The organism is Cohnella kolymensis (genome assembly GCF_000829465.1).
In the GTDB taxonomy this organism is placed as follows: Bacteria; Bacillota; Bacilli; order Paenibacillales; family Paenibacillaceae; genus Cohnella; species Cohnella kolymensis.
The window spans coordinates 42,535-61,028 of record NZ_JXAL01000014.1 but is presented as its reverse complement, the minus strand read 5'-3'; the positions used below and the strand labels follow the sequence as shown (position 1 = coordinate 61,028).

Annotated in this window: 16 protein-coding genes and 1 pseudogene; 4 read left to right on the top strand and 13 right to left on the bottom strand. The window is 53.0% G+C overall.

Annotation, left to right across the window (positions count from 1 at the left end; all coding sequences use genetic code 11):
• Position 1: 1 nt before the first annotated feature.
• From SD71_RS09180 to SD71_RS09165, 4 genes are all read right to left on the bottom strand, one after another.
• Positions 2-1,783 (bottom strand): UbiD family decarboxylase, encoded by a 1,782-nt coding sequence (locus SD71_RS09180; RefSeq protein ID WP_041062105.1) that lies wholly within the window; start codon positions 1,781-1,783, stop codon positions 2-4.
• A gap of 17 nt (positions 1,784-1,800) precedes the next feature.
• Complete coding sequence (locus SD71_RS09175) at positions 1,801-2,814, bottom strand: COX15/CtaA family protein (RefSeq protein ID WP_326998730.1); 1,014 nt, start codon at positions 2,812-2,814, stop codon at positions 1,801-1,803.
• A 103-nt stretch (positions 2,815-2,917) separates the two neighbouring features.
• On the bottom strand, positions 2,918-3,268 hold the full coding sequence (locus SD71_RS09170) for a thioredoxin family protein (RefSeq protein WP_041062104.1): 351 nt from the start codon (positions 3,266-3,268) through the stop codon (positions 2,918-2,920).
• Positions 3,269-3,313: 45 nt separating this feature from the next.
• On the bottom strand, positions 3,314-4,867 hold the full coding sequence (locus SD71_RS09165; RefSeq protein WP_041062103.1) for a stalk domain-containing protein: 1,554 nt from the start codon (positions 4,865-4,867) through the stop codon (positions 3,314-3,316).
• A 106-nt stretch (positions 4,868-4,973) separates the two neighbouring features.
• Between SD71_RS09165 and SD71_RS09160 the strand changes: the two genes are divergently transcribed.
• On the top strand, positions 4,974-6,185 hold the full coding sequence (locus SD71_RS09160) for a DUF2515 family protein (RefSeq protein WP_052476106.1): 1,212 nt from the start codon (positions 4,974-4,976) through the stop codon (positions 6,183-6,185).
• A 12-nt stretch (positions 6,186-6,197) separates the two neighbouring features.
• Here SD71_RS09160 and SD71_RS09155 read toward each other — a convergent pair whose 3' ends face one another.
• The 7 genes and pseudogenes from SD71_RS09155 to SD71_RS09125 all read right to left on the bottom strand — a co-directional run bounded on the left by SD71_RS09155 (position 6,198) and on the right by SD71_RS09125 (position 13,772).
• On the bottom strand, positions 6,198-7,823 hold the full coding sequence (locus SD71_RS09155) for a putative polysaccharide biosynthesis protein (RefSeq protein ID WP_041062102.1): 1,626 nt from the start codon (positions 7,821-7,823) through the stop codon (positions 6,198-6,200).
• 18 nt (positions 7,824-7,841) lie between these two features.
• Positions 7,842-8,563: pseudogene (locus tag SD71_RS09150) on the bottom strand (ThuA domain-containing protein).
• A 19-nt stretch (positions 8,564-8,582) separates the two neighbouring features.
• The gene (locus SD71_RS09145; protein WP_041062101.1) at positions 8,583-9,068 is read right to left on the bottom strand and encodes a DUF456 domain-containing protein; all 486 of its coding nucleotides are present in this window, start codon (positions 9,066-9,068) and stop codon (positions 8,583-8,585) included.
• 6 nt (positions 9,069-9,074) lie between these two features.
• Positions 9,075-9,827 carry a Cof-type HAD-IIB family hydrolase gene (locus tag SD71_RS09140; RefSeq protein WP_041062100.1) on the bottom strand — a complete coding sequence of 251 codons (753 nt, stop codon included), beginning with the start codon at positions 9,825-9,827 and terminating at the stop codon, positions 9,075-9,077.
• A 130-nt stretch (positions 9,828-9,957) separates the two neighbouring features.
• A complete protein-coding gene (locus SD71_RS09135) occupies positions 9,958-12,066 on the bottom strand; it encodes a peptidoglycan D,D-transpeptidase FtsI family protein (protein ID WP_041062099.1) in 2,109 nt (702 codons plus the stop codon).
• A 110-nt stretch (positions 12,067-12,176) separates the two neighbouring features.
• A complete protein-coding gene (locus tag SD71_RS09130; RefSeq protein ID WP_041062218.1) occupies positions 12,177-13,310 on the bottom strand; it encodes a transglutaminase domain-containing protein in 1,134 nt (377 codons plus the stop codon).
• Positions 13,311-13,316: 6 nt separating this feature from the next.
• Positions 13,317-13,772, bottom strand: coding sequence for a hypothetical protein (locus tag SD71_RS09125; RefSeq protein WP_041062098.1), 456 nt, complete (start codon positions 13,770-13,772; stop codon positions 13,317-13,319).
• Positions 13,773-13,942: 170 nt separating this feature from the next.
• Between SD71_RS09125 and SD71_RS09120 the strand changes: the two genes are divergently transcribed.
• Together SD71_RS09120 and SD71_RS09115 are read left to right on the top strand one after the other, a co-directional pair.
• On the top strand, positions 13,943-15,166 hold the full coding sequence (locus tag SD71_RS09120) for an MFS transporter (RefSeq protein WP_041062097.1): 1,224 nt from the start codon (positions 13,943-13,945) through the stop codon (positions 15,164-15,166).
• 395 nt (positions 15,167-15,561) lie between these two features.
• Positions 15,562-15,921 (top strand): toprim domain-containing protein, encoded by a 360-nt coding sequence (locus SD71_RS09115; protein WP_041062096.1) that lies wholly within the window; start codon positions 15,562-15,564, stop codon positions 15,919-15,921.
• 264 nt (positions 15,922-16,185) lie between these two features.
• On the opposite strand, the gene SD71_RS09110 is transcribed toward SD71_RS09115, so the two are convergent.
• The gene (locus SD71_RS09110; RefSeq protein ID WP_052476104.1) at positions 16,186-16,839 is read right to left on the bottom strand and encodes an SCO family protein; all 654 of its coding nucleotides are present in this window, start codon (positions 16,837-16,839) and stop codon (positions 16,186-16,188) included.
• A gap of 6 nt (positions 16,840-16,845) precedes the next feature.
• Positions 16,846-17,706, bottom strand: a complete 861-nt coding sequence (gene cyoE / locus SD71_RS09105) for a heme o synthase (protein ID WP_041062095.1) — start codon at positions 17,704-17,706, stop codon at positions 16,846-16,848.
• Positions 17,707-17,963: 257 nt separating this feature from the next.
• On the opposite strand from cyoE, the gene SD71_RS09100 reads away from it, so the two are divergent.
• Positions 17,964-18,386 carry a cell wall hydrolase gene (locus SD71_RS09100; RefSeq protein WP_041062094.1) on the top strand — a complete coding sequence of 141 codons (423 nt, stop codon included), beginning with the start codon at positions 17,964-17,966 and terminating at the stop codon, positions 18,384-18,386.
• Positions 18,387-18,494: the final 108 nt, after the last annotated feature.

Sequence of the window (18,494 nt, the reverse complement as noted above, 5' to 3'; positions counted from 1 at the left end):
TTTAGCCGATCCCATTCGCCGATTTGAAATATTCCTTCCAACGATTGTCCACCAGCTTGACGATATCTTCGCGGGGAAACAGCTCGTCCGGGTAGCCGGGCTTCATACGGGCATCGATAACGATCGGCAGCCGGTAACCGATATGATGTCGTCCCGCTTCGCTCGCCGCGTACATATCCGCTGCCGGATTGAAGCGCGTGAACGTCGTCCACAAGAACGGCGTCTGGGCATCGGCAATGTCGGCATTGTCCGCCAGAATGATCAGCGGCCAGTCGCAGTTATCCGCCGACAGCCGCTCCGCGAGTCTTGCTCCAAGCTCCGGATCCGCAGTATAAGCTGCGCCCTCGACGACAAGACATCCCCGGCAGTACGGCTTTACCCGGTTGATACCCGGCAGCGGGCCGCCATCATATTCACCGGGCAGCTGCCGTACCGGATCTCCAACCCCAAGCAGTACCGCTTTGCTGCCGTGGTTCAGCCGCGGTCCGGTATAGTCCAAAGTGTCGTGCGACGTATGATCAAAAACGAATAAGTCCCGTAACGGGTCAAACCGTTCGAGAACGGTCTCCAGCAGCAGCGGGAAATTCCCTAAATCCATCGGCGTGTCGGTCAGGATCAGAAATTTCGTCAGTGTTAACTGGCCTTCGCCGAGAATGCGGAATGCCGTTCCCAGCGCTTCCCGCGAATAGCTTTCTCTCACCACCGCAGCCGCAAGCGGATGAAACCCGGTTTCGGCATATGTCCACAAGCTTCGAACACCGGACATGACCATCGGGAACGCAGGCGATAGCAAACGCTGCAGGAATTCTCCGAGATAATAGTCCTCCTGGCGAGGCTTACCGACGACGGTTGCCGGATAAATGGCATCTTTGCGGTGCCACATATGATCAATATGAAAAACCGGAAAATCATGCGTCAGAGAATAATAGCCGAAATGATCGCCGAACGGCCCTTCCGCGCGCCGTTCATGCGGCGGCACTTTGCCGACGATGGCGAATTCCGCTTCCGCCGGTATCCGGTGACCGCCAAGCGGATTGTCCGTCATCGGCAGCTTTCCACCCATCACCAGAGAGGCAAGAAGCAGCTCGGGCACGTTCTCAGGCACCGGGGCGATCGCGGACGCTATAAGCGCAGGAGGTCCGCCGAGGAACACGGATACCGGAAGCGCCTCGCCCTGCAGCTGCGCCTCGTGATAATGGAAGCCGCCGCCTTTATGTATTTGCCAATGCATGCCGGTAGTCGACTCGTCGAACACCTGCATTCGGTACATGCCGAGATTATGCTGCTTCGGATGCTGTGGATGCTCGGTGTACACAAGAGGAAGCGTCACGAAAGGTCCGCCGTCCTCCTGCCACGAGGTGATGACCGGAAGTCCGGCAAGAGGCCGCTCCCGGCGTGAGGATTGCAGTACCGGAGCGCGCTCCTTGGGTACATTCCTCATTCCCACTTTGAGAAGATCGAACAGCATATCCTTCTCGCGCCACAAAGCGGGCAAAGATGGAGGCAGCAGACTGTCCAATGAACCGACTAACCGATTGACCAATTGCTCCGGGCGCGGACCGAAAGCCAAATCCACACGTCTGCTTGTCCCGAACAAATTGGTGACGACGGGGAAGCTGCTTCCCTTGACGTTCGTAAAGAGCAGCGCAGGCCCTTCCGTGTCGATGACACGACGGTGAATTTCAGCGATCTCCAGCACCGGATCAACCGGCGCATCAATAACAGCCAACTCTTCATTCCGGCGCAATTCCTCTAGAAATGGACGAAGCGAATCAAAGCTCATATGTTAACCTCCGGTCGCTATGAACGAGACATTTGCCGCACCCTGACGGCGAGCAAACAAAGCATGCTGAAAAGCGCGGCAATAATAATCGTATGAAGAAGACTCGTGAAGACATAGACATCCTCATTGTCTAGTGTCATCGCAAGCAGGCCGCCGCTGAACACCTGCAGAATGACAAGCAGCAAAGTGCCCGACGCGATCGAGGTCAGCTCGGATTTGGCGCCTGCGGCTTTACGCACGTTCCAGGCCAGTAAGCCGACCAGCAGCAGCAAGAGAAGCGCGGCAACCCGGTGAGCGAATGCAATGCCGGTTACGCCGCCAAGCTCAGGCACAACTTCACCGTTACAGAGCGGCCAGCCTGTGCAGCCGCCGCCGGAGCTCGTATGGCGTATATACGCGCCTAGATAGACGACGACATAACAATACGCCAGGACAGCTACGACGCTTCGGTACAGTGTCCTGGGAACCGTCAGGGCTTTGACGGTCATTCCAGATGCGCCAGCCGCAGTGCGGCCGTCCGTGTTATCCCACATCGTATCCCGCTTCGCCAAAGAATAGAGCAGCCAAGTACAGCTGAAGGCGAACAACGATATCCCGAAATGCAGTGCCATAACAAGCGACGATTGCTGCCATTTTACCGCCATCATTCCAAGGATCGCCTGCAGGAACGTGAAAAACAGCGCTCCGCCGGCGTACGTAAGAGATTCTTTATTTCGAGCGGGCTTCCATCGCCATGTGACGATGAATGAAGCGCCGATCAACAGTCCGACAATTCCTGTTATTGCGCGGTGTGAATATTCAACGATGGACGGCAGCGTATATGCCGGTACGAAGCGGCCGTTGCACAAAGGCCAGTCCGTTCCGCATCCTTCGCCGGATTCCGTATTCGTAACGAGTACGCCGGCAATCAACACGAGAAACATGCCGATACAGCTTAACAGGGTCAGTATCCGATATCTTTGTACGGTCATGCCCATCCCCGATTTCTTGTGAAAGTAGGCGCAAAGCCAGCCAAATCTAATTATACCCAAGCCCATCCCCCAATGCCATGTTCAAAATGTGACACTAACGGTATAAAAAAAGCACCCCTTTCACCCGTTGTAACGGGGAAAGAGGTGCGAATCTGTGAAACGGTTACTTCGCTGCGGGCAGCGCGTTCGAGACCGCAACCGCACGATCCAGGAACTGTTCGATTTCCTCCCGGGTTTTCCTCAGCTTGCTTACAAAACGGACTAACTCTTGCCCGCTCCGGAAAGCGATGAAGCTTGGAATTCCAAGAATATTAAGCTCCGCGCACAAATCCGCCATATCGTCGCGGTCAATCTCGATCATTGTTAACCGATCTGCATAGTCCGCTTCAACGTCGGCAATAAAAGGTTCCATAAAATGACAGTCTTTACACCAGGTTGTTTTAAACACCACCACCGTTAACCGGTCGTCAGCGATCATTTTCCGAAAATCCGCTTCTTGCGTAATGCGCTGCATCGTACATTCCTCCTCTTTCTCTCTATAGGAGTTATTATAACCTTTTTACAAATCCCTTGTAACCGTCATCCGCAGCCCGCCGTCCGCAGACTTGGTCACTTTATATTCAGCCTTCAGAAGGCGGAACAAATCGGGCGCAGCGATATAGGTGAAGTGTTTGTCAACCGTAACTTTATACGACAGCTTGACAGCTTTGCCGTCAACGAATGCCTTCTGTGAACCGATGAGGAACAGAAACTTCTGGCCCGTGGCTTCATCGTAGAAGCGAATTTCTCCCTTGCGGGCAGATGTGCTGAGCGCGACGCCAAATTCATCCATGGTTGAGCGGATCGGTACATAGGCGACACCTTTTTTATCCTGATAGAACGGGACACCCCACTCGCTGCTCAGCGTGAAAGATTGATCGTCCACCTGCAAATCATTTTTTAAAATATTATAGATTACCGATTGCTTATCCATCATTCCGAGTATTTTGAAAGGTTGCATGCTGCCCATTTCTTCAAAATTGAGAGCATTGGCAGGAACGTCAACGGCCGGCACTGCAACATCCCCGTTCACATTCCACATTTCGCCGCGGGTGCGGACGGTGATTTGGCGGACCGGAAAATCCTCGCGCGCAAAAGCTGCAGGCGCAATCTTCAGCTGCATGGCGGACTTTCGCAAATACATCTGATCATCGAAATATAAGTCGGTAGTCAGCGTGATGCCTTTGTCGAAAATCTCTTTCCACTCATCGTCCTGCCGCATGTCCTTCAGTTCTTTTTGCGCATCTTCCAGCATCGGCCATAGCTCAGCCATTCCTTCATCGACATAGGCTTCGATATTCTTCTCCTCTTCAAAGCCCGTGTCGAAAATCTCTTTCATTTCAGGCGGTAGATCCATCGCCCACTGTACGACAGTACGCAGCATGCTGCGGAATCCCTCTTTGTCCTGTATCAACCGATCCAGGTAGATGGGAATCAATTCACCCAGCTGTTCTCCATTCAGTTCGGCATGAACCTTGGTCAATGATGTGGACACGCCGTTCACGTTCTCCGTCGCCGGTTCAACGCTGATCACCGGAGGATTAGGCAGTGCGTTTACAAAATAGGGAGCCACATTCCGGATCAGCTGGCGGGCCGATTTCACAAGCGCATCTTGCGCGCCCGCATTATGCACCGGAGGCATCAACCCCGGAAGAGGCGAACGCATGACAGAATGGATGTCCAAAATAAGCGGACGCGAAACGCCCTCGACGTCCAGTCGAACCGTCTTGCTATCCGCATGCAACGTGAAAGGGATGGAGCCTTTGCTGAAGGTGAATACCCCTTTTACCCACATACTGCCTTTGCCGTCAATTTTGGAGTGAGTGATTTCAAGCGAAGTCTTTTCGAACCATTTCATCATTTGAGCCGTTTTTGCATCTTCTTCATTGAGCTGATTCTCGTTATAATCGATGTCCACCTCTATGAATTGAGACTGCTCCAGCTTCTCAACTTCCAATTGCTTCAAAATCAATTGATTTATATTACGTCCCCCGACCGACTCGCATCCGACAATAAAGATCAACAGCAGCGCACAAGCGATTAAAGCCATTTTTTTCAGCGAATATTTCCCCATTAATGTAATCTCTCCCCTGATCATGAGTGTTCTTGGTGGAACATTTTAACTGCAATTTACATATTTCGACGTGTGATTTGGAAATCCTGCGATAGGGGTGATTGTGTTGCCGCTGGTAGAGGTGTTCAAGCATTTGGCGCTCGGTTTGGCGGGAAAAGGGTCCGCTCTTTGGGGTTCGTTCCTGCTGACGCGGAGGAGAAACGATCTACATATCAATCCGGAGGGCGTCGAACACTTCAGGCGCCAGCTCATTTCCGTCTCGAGAAGTGAGCGGAATCGGAACGGCACATTGTCGGCTCACGAGAAAGAGCTGTGCACTAGAATCCTCGCAGAAACGGCTGAGTTCAATCGCAATAATGTGACGCGCACGAGTGCATATTGGCGCTTTTATGAAGCGCATCTTGAGCTGCACTGGTCGTTTCTGGCTCACATGGTATCACGCAACGGCGGTTGGAACATGACGGATTTGAAAGGACAGTGGACGCCTCAGGTGATGGATGGCCCATCCCTAGAGTCCATTTTCAAGCTTCTCGAAGCTTGCAACGCTCTCATTTTTGGCGATGCATATCCGCAGCTCCTCCTGTATTCCGAAAGCCGGCGAACGGGCCGGCCGCTGTGGCATCTGCTGCCCCAATTCGGCGTTTCGCGCTTCATGCAGCCTTTCTGGAACCGGTTTTGGATCGATCGCAACCCGGTACCGTTAACAGTGGCTCTTATCATCAATGAGCAAAATGTCATTCAAGGGAGAGTCGTAGCAGATCCCTATTACCGGAATCGGGTTTTTGACACCGTATCTTTTCGAAGCCAGCCCATTTTGCAGCTGAATCAAGTCGTTGTTCCTCTGCGGGGCGGCGGCGATTCCGGAAATAGAAGCAGCAGGCGTTTAGCGGGGCGAGTGCTCGAAGACTTTACAAATTTATCGGAGCGAATCGAATTCGGCAAAAGTTTATATGCAATGTTGTTCGGTTACCCCGCCGTACTCCAATCCGCGCACGCTTTTGCATTGCAAGTTCCGCACACCGGATCCCGTGCGGATTACTGGCCGAGCCGTTTTTCTAAAGTGCGGAGACAGCAAAAAGACGGCAGCCCCGCTACGGAGCATGCCGCCCTTGATAAGCTGTGGTTCAGCCCGCCTCTCGCCGAAGCTTGGCCGGATCGACCGCTCAGCCCGGTAAGTGAAGGCGATTGGTTTGACAGCTTGGATATTCTTTCACATCTGCAGCGAATAGACATGCCTCTGGTCATAGACATGACTCATGAGCACCTGTTCGGACAGTATAAAATGCAGACCGCGGTATTGTCGCTGAGAAATAAATAAAGGTCAGGAAACTTACATTCCGCGCTCGAAGGTCTTGGCACGAAGCTTCAGCACCGGCGCAAGAAGACGCCGTACAGGCCGCGGGTAGATAGCTACCTCTTCAGCTGTGACGACTTTAAGCATGACCAACAACACGGGATAGAAGCCGGCGACGACGATACCCAGCACAGCGGAAGTCAGAAGGAAAGACAACTTGTCAGGCAACCCTACGCTCACGGTGAGCATAAGCCACTGAATCAGTCCCACGGCAGCGCCTAAGGACGCGGTTGTCGCAATGAATCCAGGCCAGCGATCGCCGACAATGCGAAGCTCGGTCAAACGCTGAATGCTCATGATATTAAAGATCATAGCAGACAGGAAACAGATCGTCGTGGCGGCCACAATACCGTATACACCGAACCACGGCGCCAACGCAAAGCTCAAAATGACTTTTAGAATAATTCCTGCAAAAGCATGCATCATTGCTTTCTTCGGCTGACCCAAACCCAGCAGGATTGAATTCGTAACCATCATGGTGATTTGGAAAAGTGTGCCGAAGGTGAGCATCGCCACGATTCCACTGCCCTCCGCGGAGCTGAACAGTGCTCCGTTCACACTATAGGCGCCTATCGTTAACAATAGAACGATCGGCAAACCGCTGTATAATGCGAGCCGAATGGCCAGCGAGGATTGCCGGCCCACGCGGCTGTTATCTCCTACTGCGTGGGCAGAAGATATCACAGGGATAATGGACTGGCTAAGCGCTATGGCTAGAATGACGGGAATACCCGCTACGGACTGCGCCCGGTTGCCGAGTATGCCCCACCATTGTTCCGCGGTCACAGCGCCCCAGCGATGCTCTGTCAGCGGCACAACGAGCAGCGAGTCAAGCGTATACATCAACTGTACCGTGACTGCAGTCAAGACAATGGGAACGGACAAGCGTAACATTTCACGGTAGATGAGAGACCGCGCCAGTGGTACGGCAGGCTTGAGATTCGGCTGATCCTGCCTGTCCGCATTCCGGAGCTTTTTTGCGTAATAAAGCATTACCGCAAATGCTCCGATGCTGCCGAGCACGCTGCCGAATGAAGCGCCTGCCGCAATCCACTCGTCGTTTTTATTCCAGCTGTACAGAGTGAACGCAATGGCGACGGCTGCTGCGACCCGAAGTATCTGCTCTACGATTTGAGATAAGCCCCCGGCCATCATATACTGCCGTCCTTGGAAGTAACCGCGCATCATGGCGATCGTCGGAAACAGCAGCAAAGCGGGTGCGATTGCACGAATGGCGGACGCTGCACCCGGACGTCCAATTATGCTTTCAGCCAGCCACGGAGCCATTGCGTAGAGCGCCAACGTGATGACGATTCCTGCAGCGCCTCCGAACAACAACGCTGCGCGATACACCTGCCTCGCTTCCTCTTCCCGGCCAAGCGCATGTCGCTCGGAGACCATTTTGCTGATAGCACTCGGTATTCCAGCCGTTGCAATGACAAGGAGCAGCAGATACACGTTATTCGCAACGCTGTAGTAGCCATCCCCTTTGTTGCCAAGCAAATACTCCAGCGGTACCCGCTGAAACACACCCAGCGCCCGGGCGACAAGCGCCGCGGCCGCCAGGATAAGCGTACCTTTAAGCAGTGTATCTTTTTTCACTGGATTCTAAGCCTCGATTCACTTGATCGGTTCGAGCGGCTGATGATTTCCGCGAACCGGCTTGGCAACGGCTGACGGAGCCGCCCATTTCACCGCATTGGCGATCACTCGCCGCACCAGCGGATTATAGTACGTCGGGTAAGTCTCATGTCCCGGACGGAAGTAGAAGATTTTGCCCTGTCCGCGGCGGAACGTGCAGCCGCTGCGGAACACTTCCCCGCCTTCGAACCAGCTGACGAAAATAAGCTCGTCCGGCGCAGGAATGTCGAAGTGCTCGCCATACATTTCCTCCGGCTTCAATTCGAAGTGCTCCGGCACACCTTCCGCGATCGGGTGCGACGGATCCACGGTCCAGATCCGCTCTTTCTCGTTGCTTCCCGCCATTTCAGATCGCAGCCGGTTCCCATCAGTTTTTTGAATATTTTCGAAAAATGTCCCGAATGAAGGACGATAAGTCCCATCCCGTTAAGTACGCGTTCGTGAACCCGGCTCACGATTTCATCTTGCACCTCCTCATGAGCCATATGTCCCCACCAGATGAGCACATCCGTGCTGTCGAGCACTGCCTGAGTCAGTCCGTGCTCCGGCTCCGGCTGGGTAGCCGTACGAACGTTAAAACCTTGCTCGGCGGCCTGCAATCCTTCTGCGATCGCGCTGTGAATGCCGTTCGGATAAACTCCCCGCACCTCTTCATGTATTTGCTCATGCTTGAATTCATTCCAGACCGTTACTCGAACCATCATGCATCTCTCCTTAGGATTAATAGGCAACAAGCCATATAATAAAAATGACGATCATTGCCGCTTGCAAAATGAGTTTAACGACCGTGCTGGTGAAAAGGCCGACGAGGGCACCCCAACCGACTTTCACGGCACGATCGAGCGATGAACCGTGAAGGATTTCCCCGATAATAGCGCCTGCGAGCGGCCCGATGATGAGACCGAAGCCGGGGATGACGAAAGGCCCTATCACAATGCCGATCGTGCTTCCGATCACGGATGCTCGCGACCCGCCGAACCTTTTGACGCCCCATGCGTTTACCATATAATCCGCGGCAAACAAAACGACGACAATGAGCGTTTGGAAGATCCAAAACCAGGCGCCGAACGGGTCAAAGCCGAAAAACCAGCCGTAGACGAAAAATGCCGCATAGATCGCGAGCGCCCCAGGCAGTATGGGGAATACGGCACCTGCCATTCCCACTGCAAATAAGGCGACGATAATCAGCCAGCCCAGCACTGCCATCGGACATCACGTCCTTAGTACATAATTTTGAATGACTTTCGCTACACCATGTTCATTTTCAGTATCTGTAATGACATCCGCTGCAGCCTTGACCTCGTCTTGGGCGTTGCCCATCGCCACACCTAAGCCTGATGCGCGTATGGCGGCGATATCGTTCAAGCTGTCCCCGACCGCCACGACTTCAGACATGTCGTAACCCAGCATCCGGCAAACTTCCATAAGTGCGGTCGCCTTGGACACACCTGCGGCGTTGATCTCGATATTGTAAGGGGAGGAGTTGCTGATCTCAAGCCCGTCCCAAGTGCGGATTTCTGCCAGAATGGCGTCAAGTATCGGAACATCCTCGGTGTAGTAGCCGAATTTTAACCACTTGCTGGAAATCGTGTCGCCTGTCCACCGTTCTTTGTTGTAAATACTCTCGGTGGTATAGCCCCAGAACCAGATATCGTATTTTTCCGCCAGCGCATGAAGCTTCATTACTTTCTCGGCGTCGAGCAGCGTTCTGCGGTGCAGGGAATGAGGCTTCGTCCAGATTTCCCCGCCGTTCACGGTGATCATCGGCGTATCCAGCCCGAGCTGCTCCGCATAAGGAAGCGCGCTGGGGAAGCCGCGACCGGTCGATACGCAGACGGTCACGCCTGCACGAACTGCGTGTCTCACCCATTCCGCGTTCGTGTCGCTTATTTCGCTGCGATCGTTCAGGAGCGTTCCGTCCAGATCCAAAGCCAGGAGCCGGTATTGCCCTTTCTCATATGCCAATTCGCTGCTTCACTCCTTCTTGCCGTCGACAATTCAACGTCATTCTAACATATTTTGATACGTCAATTGAAATGGAGAACAGCATGCGCGAAAAAAATCCGCCCTTTCTCCAGGGCGGAGTCTACACTTTTTACGGCGCTGTTCCCTGGTCGGAGGGAGCGGCATCGTTCGTTACGGAGCTGCCCGCCGAACCCGCGGTGCCTGGTGCCTGCGTCGGCTTGCGCGGGGTCCCTGTTAATCCGACCTCAGCATCGTATGCGTCAAAAATTTGGCGAGCGATCGGCGCGGCGCCCCACCCGCCGTAGCCGCCGTCCGGCACTACCACAGCTACAGCCAGCTTCGGTTTCTCGGCGGGAGCATATGCGATAAATACTGCGTTCTCTACTCTGGGACGACTGCCTACATCCTGCTGTGAAGTACCGGTTTTCCGGTTGAAGTTGTATGGGAAGCCTTCAAAGCCTTGGACCGGAACTTTCGACATACCGGTCTCGATCGTCTTCCAGTACGAGTCCGGGAAATCAACGGTATTCAAAATTTCCGCTTGATACGGCTGTACGACATGATTGTCAGCGTCTCTGATCTCGTTTACGAACTGAGGCTTCATTCTTTTACCGCGGTTCGCCAGCATAGAAGCATATTGAGCCAGCTGCAAAGTGGTATACCTTCCCTGCTGCCCCCACGAGGCTCGAATAAGTGCCGATTGAACACTGGCTTTCTCGGCCTCGTTGAAGTAGTCGATAACGCCGGCGGATTCGTTCGGCAAACCGCTGCCCGTTGTCACTCCAAGACCGAACTGTTTCATGTAGCGATCCCAGATCTGAACGCCGCTATCGCCTTTGAATTTCATATAAAGGGCATTTCCCACCATTTTGGACATGAACGCATTGGAAGACTTCGCAATTCCCATAGACGGAGTCAGCCATCCGTTTGCCGTATCATTCGCATTGCGTATCTTGGTTTCATATCCTTTGCGACCGAATTCAAAATAGCCCGGATCATACCACCTGGAGTTGACGGTGAACAATTTCTCGTTTAACCCTAGCAGTATGGACAACGGTTTTTGAGTGGACCCCAAATACACCAGCGAGGAGGGATGTTCTTTGCGCTCCTCATATTTTTCGTAAGGCGGCGGAACATCCTTAATCGTCCCGTTGTACTGGAAAAATTGGACTTGCTTCAAATCCTTATCGCTGATGCTGCCGCCCTCCCAGACACTCGGATCATAATCCGGCATGCTGGCCATCGCCACGACTTTACCTGTGTCCACTTCCATAGCAACGGCGTAAGCGGTCCGGGCATACTGAGCTCTCTCCGCTTTGTTCGTCGACGTGCGTATTTTAGCCAAATGTTCCGTAATCGCTTTTTGCGTGGCCAATTGTATATGTTTATTAATGGTCAAATAGAGGTTGTTCCCTTTAACGGGCTTGGTGAGCTTCATTGGTCCTACGATCTGGCTGTCTTTATTCACCGGATATTCCTTCACGCCGTTGCGGCCGCGAAGCTCATCCTGATACATCAGCTCCAGCCCGTCATATCCGACTTCTTCCGAAGGTAAATATTTCAACGTCGGATCGGTTTGGGTTTTGCTGACATCTTTATATTTGGCGAGAGTGCTTGCACCCTTCATTTTCTTCAAATAACCGACAAGCTGTACGGCTACCTTGTCCGGGCTGTACTGACGGATGCTCTCCTCGACGACATCGATGCCTTTGAACTGTTTGCTGTGTTCGGCAAAGTAAGCGATCTCTTCCTTCGTCAATCCGGATTTAATGCGGCGAGGCTGGTACGGATAATGCACCACACCACCGAAGTCCATGTCGGCGAAGACGTCTGCCGCAGTGAGCGGCTTTTCTTTTGAGTCGCCGTACTTGTCTGTTTTGACTCCGTATAGGTTAAAAACTCTCACCAGCTCTTGCGCCAGCGCCATGGCTTCTTCCTCGGTCGTGCCCGGTTCCTTCGTATAGTACAGAGATTGTGTAGAAGTCGAGTAGGCGATCGGAAGTCCGCTGGAATCATAAATATTGCCGCGAATCGGCGGCACATACACCGGGCGTGTCCCGAGCTTGTGCTCTTGTGCTTTCAGCGTAGGCCCTTCAACGAATTGAAGATAAGCCAGACGGACGATCAGCATGGAAAAAACAAAAAATGTGACAAAGAAAAACACGTTCAGCCGGAAGCTGAAATGCCGTCTGTTTCTTATCTCGCGCTTCTGCGCTTCTTCAGTAGAATGATTGCCCACTCGAATAAACCTCCTAGCCTTTATGTCGCAAATGATACGAGCGCCTGCGTTGCGATATGCGGCATCTTGGAGCGATGCACAAAGACCGTCTTCAAATTAGTTACCCACAGTTAAGATTGCCGAATATGCGTATTGGAAAAGCCGTCGGGATCGAACCAATCCCCGGCTTGGGCCCAGGTAGGATCCAAAGGCACCCACCGTTTGTGCTCGGTCAGATACACTTCGTTCCAGGCATGCGGCCCGTAGCCTCCCCGGCCGTCATAACCTAAACCGGTTACGACCTTTACGTCCAGATCGACTGCGCGCGCCATGGCGGCGTATAACCGGGCATAATCGATGCATACCCCTTTACGCGTCGCAAAGGTCTGCTGCGGGTTCTGCTCCCGCCATTCGCCGCGTTCCTCATATGCCTTGACCTTATCCCAATCATATGCGACCCGGCTGCCCACCCATTCATACAGAGCGCGAGCCTTAGCCTCGTCGCCGGTCTTGCCTTCCGTCACCTTGACCGCTGCAGCCACGATATCTTGAGGCAGCTCGGCGTCAATGACGTCGTAACGGCGCTGCCAAAGCTGCTCCAGCTCGGCGGTCATCGCTTCCGCGAATACGGGAAGCTTCTCTTCGAGCAGAGTTCCCGCTGCCGGACGAATAATTTGGGCGGATGCTTCGCGATATAAGCTTGAATGCTGGATGTAGTCCGTCATCGGACCTTGAGGAAGTAGAGCGCAGTAGGCAAACAGCACAGCCGTGAACAATAACGCCCGGCCGGCTCCCAAAGCAAGCCCGATCACGCCGCCTACAGAACGGCTGGCGGCTCCGCCGGACGGGAATAGCGCAAACGGTAATGAAACAACCGTCGCCAGCGCTCCGAAGATGAAGCCAGTGATCAGTCGCATGACCGTGTAGACGACAAGAAACAATGCTGCAAACCGGAAAAGCGGCAAATCACGGAGCCCCGAAACTGCCGTGTACCCGAATTGCACGAAGAAATTTGCATCCGCGGCCGGCCTCTCCATATGTCTCTCCATCAGCCATTGCTGCAAATGAGGTGAGAGTGCCGATGCCGCCCATGCGGACACAACAATGCCCGCGACGGCCAGCAGCGCGCTTATCAAAAAATAGAGCAGCTGTTTGGCAGAACCGGAAGCTCCTCTGCGTATCCCCTGATACAGTGAGACGATGACAACAACCAATAAAATCCAGGTAACCAGGTTAGAGTCTATAAACGGCAATAAAATGCCCATGTCCATTTATTTCTTCGAAGCCCGTGCTTGCAAGACAAAATCACGGACTGCGCCTTCCATATCCCAAGTACCGAGTGAGATCCCCCGGAACTTGACTGTTACTTCCCCTGAATTAGGTATACCCGTTAATGCCAGATTGGTTGTCGTGATGGAATAGGATCCATCGGGGTTATTTACATAAACGGCCTGGCTCGCTTCTCCCGCCATCGCTTTGATGGCTTGATCTTTGGCTTCTTGAGCCGCCGCATCCGAAACCTCGGAAACTTTCGTACCTAATGCTTGAATATCATCTATACTGTAACCGGCGTATGCTACGATCCCGATGATGATCGCAATGACAAGCACCCACTTGAGCACCGTTTTGACCAGGTTCATGATGACGAAAATCGCCACAATTGCAACCGCGACGATCAGCCAACGGTCTTGCAAAAACTGAATCCATGCCTCGGAGTTAAAACTCATTCTATCTCCTCCACTGAGAGAATTGCATTGATTTGCATCCTTTTCATTATACCGCACAAAACGACACCCCGTAAACGATCGGCATAACCGACACTTTCGGAACGTACAAGTAGGATAGGCCGCGGTTGCGGACAAGGGGTGATTCCCCGTACAAGGGAGGCTTATAGCTGATGAAAACCGCCGTCTGGCTGTATCTGTTTCTGTTCGTGGCGTTTTTTGACCTGCATGCGCAATATCCGATGCTCACCCCGTTTGCCGTGTCTTTAGGCGCGGCTCCCTCATTTATAGGACTTGTAATGGGAATGTATTCTCTTACGCATCTACCCGGGAATTTGATAGCCGGGTACGGTGTGGACCGCTTCGGCAGCAAGCTGTTTATAGCCGGAAGCTTAACCGGTGCGGGCTTGCTGCTGCTTTTTCAATCGCAGGTGACCGACCCCTGGCAGCTTCTCTATATCCGTTCGATCAGCGGCTTTGTGCTGGCGTTCTTATCCCCCGCTTGTATGTCACTGCTGGCAAGGCTGGCCCGTGATCATTTTCAACAAGGGAAGCTTATGGCCGGCAATGGACTGGTCCATACGATTGCATCCGTTGTGTCACCGGCGGCGGGCGCCTGGCTTGCGGCCACGATCGGGTTCAGCCGCTCGTTCGCAATCTTGGGCTGGATCTTGTTAGTAACGGGAATCACATCCATATGGTTTGTTCGCGAACCTGCCGCAGCGAATGACGGTACCCAAAGCTTAGCCGACAACAGTTCAGATAGAAACTCCGCCGGGGAAAGTCCAATGCCGGAAAGCGCGGCCGCGCCGACGGGCAGTGAAACGGCAAACGCCTTTCCTTGGTACGTATTTTCACTCCCGCTCGGGCTTGCCTGCGCACAGGGCATTTTGTCATTTGAACTGCCGCTGCGGGGGAATGAGAGCGCCGAGCTCATGACAACGGGCTTGTTATTTTCTGTTGTCAGCTTAGGCGCGCTCGCCACGCTGGGCCTGCTGTTTCTTAACCGCTATCTGCCCTACAGCCGGACGGTGTCCGGTGTCATGCTTTTAGCGGCGGCTTACTACGGGCTGGCCTCGAATTGGCCGATCCCGTTGTTCTTGCTGCTGTTTATAATCGGGATGGCGAAAGGAGTGATCTTCCCGGCTATGTCGTCTCTGCTGCTGCAGTTAAGCGGACCCTCAAGATACGGCCGGACCTTTTCCATACTCTCCATTTCGCTGTCGATCGGCTCGTTCATCGGTCCCGTTGCGGCCGGTGCGGCCAGGGATTATTTCTCCCCGTACTTCTTGTCCTTTGTCGCGTTGATGATTTCCCTCATCTTCCTGTTTCCCCGTCCTACGTATCGCGCGAATTGGTACGGCAGCGCCTCGACACCGCGCGCATCCGGCCATTAATTCTCCGGTGATGCCGCATTGTGAGTTTCTGGTTCATATGGGTACCCGCACACTTCAACCGCCGATAAAGAACATATGATGCACTGTAGCCTAAGCCTGAAATGGTGACGGTGAAAGGCAAAATCTGCGGCTGCAAAAGCGGGGTGAACGGAACATGTCCCATCATTTCGGGTTCGCAGCTACCGCGACCTTGATTCTCGTTTTGTTCATTTTGTTGGTCATCATATTGCGCGCCTGGTGACGCGAATCCCATATGGTGCGCTTCCGAGAGGGCCGTGTTAGCTGCGGTCTCTTTTTGTTGGAACGGGAGCGGCCGCACGCCGGACAAGCGTGAGGGAAATTCTGCAGCCGTGGTACAATAGTAATCACTTCACTGTTGAAACGGGGGAGCTCTCATGGATGTTGCAATCATCGTCGAAGGAAAAAATGACAAAAGCCGCCTCGCCCGTGTCCTGTCGTCGGACGTCCCCATTTACTGCACGTTCGGCACCCTGAATTCGAAACGCATCGAGTCGCTAAGAAAAGAAATAGGTGAGCGGCACGTCTATTTATTCACCGATCACGATTCTTCCGGCAGCCGCATCAGAGGCATGCTTCGGGATGTGTTCCCCGACGCGGATCATATTTACACCCGAAAAGGGTATAAAGGCGTCGAAGGTACTCCGGAGGAGTACCTTATCCAACAGCTGGAGAAAGCCGGACTTGAAGAGTTCATCCTTTACCCCCCGCCGCAATCCGTCTGGGAAATGCAGTGAATTATATTGCGATAATTGATACGGTTAAGCCCAAAACGTCCGCAACAGCTGAGTTTTTCGCCTGGCGCTCGTTGACATAAGGACAATTTGGGCGTAACAGCAGGCATTTTCAACGTTCAGCGAGAGAAATAACTGATGATACGCCCAAAACGTCCGCAAACGGCTGTGAGACAAGCAAATGGGAAGTCGATACGGACAAAATGGGCGTTTCAACGTGGCTTTAAGACAACAAAAAAAGCGCACAACATGTGCGCTTGGCCTTCCCTACAGCAGACTTTTGATTTTGTCCGCCATGGCGCTTGGCTTCAACTGTTTCGGTCCCGGCTCGATGTAATTTTGGGCTGAAATCAAATCGCGGATCTGTCCATCCTCATCGAGCAGAATGATGAGATTCATATGCCAATAATTGCCGTCCTTGTCTTTTCCTACATCGGTCAGATACTTGCGGGCGAGCTCTGCCGTCGCTTTCTCGTCGCCCCAAAGAAATTTCCATCCTTGCCGGTCGGCATGAAAGCGCTGCGCGTACTCCTTCAGAACCGCAGGCGTATCATGATCAGGGTCGATGGTGACGGACAGAAATTGAACCTTGTCACCGAACAGACCGTCTTGCTTCAATTCCTCCTGCACTTGCGACATGAGGAATGTCGTAGGCGGACACACATCGGGACAGTTGGCGAAAAAGAAATACAGCAGACGCACTTTACCGTTCGTTCCGCTTAAGGTGACGGTCTCCCCATTCATATCCGCATAAGAAAACTCCGTTCCCTGCGCCAACACAGGAAGCTCCGGCTTTTTCATCTGACTTAGCAGCAAGTAAGCGCCCATGCCTGCACATAATGCGAGTACAATTAGAGGAAATGCGTATCGCTGCAGATTGTGTTTCTTCGGCTGCATTTGTTCATCCCCGGACTGTTCCATACTGCCTTACACCCCGTTCGTATTCAGTATCATCGCTAAAAACACGATCATCAGATAATTAATTGAAATCATAAAATCGGCTTTCGCCCATTTCTCATCGTCCTTAGCGCGCAATCCGCTCACCGCATGAATGAGCCAAACTACGGCTATGCCAAGTGATAAAATCAAAAAATATCTGCCTACATAACCGTAGGTGTAGAACAAAATGGACGCCGGAATGAGAAGCAGGATATAAGGAAGCATCTGCCATTTGGTGCGGGCAACCCCTTTGACCACCGGTAATAGAGGAAATCCGGCGTCACGGTATTCGTCGCGTCGTCTGATGGCCAGCGACCAAAAATGCGGCGGCTGCCACAGGAACAATAGAGCGAACAGTATCCATGCACCGGCGTCAATGTCATTAATCGCACAGTAACCGATGACAGGAGGCATAGCGCCGGAAACTCCTCCGATTGAAGTGCTCCAGGTGGAACTGCGTTTCAGCCACATCGTATAGATAACGACATACACGAACATTCCAAGCAGGCCGAGCCAGCCGACCCGGGCATTAACGAGTCCGAATAAAATGGCTAGTCCCGCGATTCCTAGAATGACAGCATAGATAAGTACACCCTGCGGGGTTAGGCGGCCTTGCGGGAGCGCGCGATTGCGGGTACGGGCCATTTTCGTATCAAAGTCCCGGTCCAGATAATTGTTGAATACGCAAGCGGAAGCCATAGTCAGTGCGGAGCCGAGCATCGTCCAGATCAAAAGCCAAATATGGTTAGTGACAGCCCCTTGGGCAGCAACCCAAAAACCGCCGAAAGCCGCAAACAGATTCAGACGGATGATGCGCGGCTTGGTGAGGGCCACAAGATCTTTAAGCACGAAGTACCTCCTTTAATTCCAACAAAACGGCGACAATAAACATTGGTTCAATGATACCCTAAATCTTCAAGCAATGACAACGTTCGCACCTCGGTGTTCATCAAATCGCCACCGCCTGTGAACAAGGTGCGACGATGCCAAATGTCTGCAGGGAACCAGTCACACAATTCATATGGGCGAAATAAACTGTATTGCGACAGTCGCCCAAATCATTTGACATGGGCTTAGGCAGCTTGATGAAAGAAGGGTGGCAACGGATGGCCGTCATCAAAACGAACAATGAACACGTGCAAATGTTGGCTCGGTTGATGCGGGCTGAAGCGGAGGGCGAAGGCGAGTTAGGCATGCTCATGGTGGGCAATGTGGGTGTGAATCGCGTTCGGGGAGATTGCCTTGACTTCAAGAATATCCGCTCCATTCCAAACATGGTGTACCAGTCACCGGGCGGGTTCGAAGCTGTGCAGAAACCTTATTTTTATCAAAGGGCAAGACAGAAGGACGTTCGATTGGCGAGAAGGATTGTCAACGGGGAGCGTCAGCATCCGGCCTCGAACTCATTGTGGTTTTTCCGGCCGGCAGGGGCGTGCCCGGCCACCTGGTACGATCAACGGAACACAGGCAGGTACAAAGCGCATTGCTTCTATGCGCCGGACCCTCAGGATTGCCCGACGGTCTACTGATCAGTCGGTCGGCGTTCGCAACTTGCTGCGGCCGTGCGATCATAAATTAAAGGAGGATTCTCTCAATGTACAGTCAAATGCCTTGGCCGATGTCTCCGCAGACGCAGA

Coding starts and splice junctions, on each gene's coding strand:
- SD71_RS09180 (WP_041062105.1), bottom strand. CDS start 1,783: ATGAGCTTTGATTCGCTTCGTCCATTTCTAGAGGAATTGCGCCGGAAT.
- SD71_RS09170 (WP_041062104.1), bottom strand. CDS start 3,268: ATGCAGCGCATTACGCAAGAAGCGGATTTTCGGAAAATGATCGCTGAC.
- SD71_RS09165 (WP_041062103.1), bottom strand. CDS start 4,867: ATGGGGAAATATTCGCTGAAAAAAATGGCTTTAATCGCTTGTGCGCTG.
- SD71_RS09145 (WP_041062101.1), bottom strand. CDS start 9,068: ATGGCAGTGCTGGGCTGGCTGATTATCGTCGCCTTATTTGCAGTGGGA.
- SD71_RS09130 (WP_041062218.1), bottom strand. CDS start 13,310: ATGGGCATTTTATTGCCGTTTATAGACTCTAACCTGGTTACCTGGATT.
- SD71_RS09125 (WP_041062098.1), bottom strand. CDS start 13,772: ATGAGTTTTAACTCCGAGGCATGGATTCAGTTTTTGCAAGACCGTTGG.
- SD71_RS09120 (WP_041062097.1), top strand. CDS start 13,943: ATGAAAACCGCCGTCTGGCTGTATCTGTTTCTGTTCGTGGCGTTTTTT.
- SD71_RS09115 (WP_041062096.1), top strand. CDS start 15,562: ATGGATGTTGCAATCATCGTCGAAGGAAAAAATGACAAAAGCCGCCTC.
- SD71_RS09110 (WP_052476104.1), bottom strand. CDS start 16,839: ATGGAACAGTCCGGGGATGAACAAATGCAGCCGAAGAAACACAATCTG.
- SD71_RS09100 (WP_041062094.1), top strand. CDS start 17,964: ATGGCCGTCATCAAAACGAACAATGAACACGTGCAAATGTTGGCTCGG.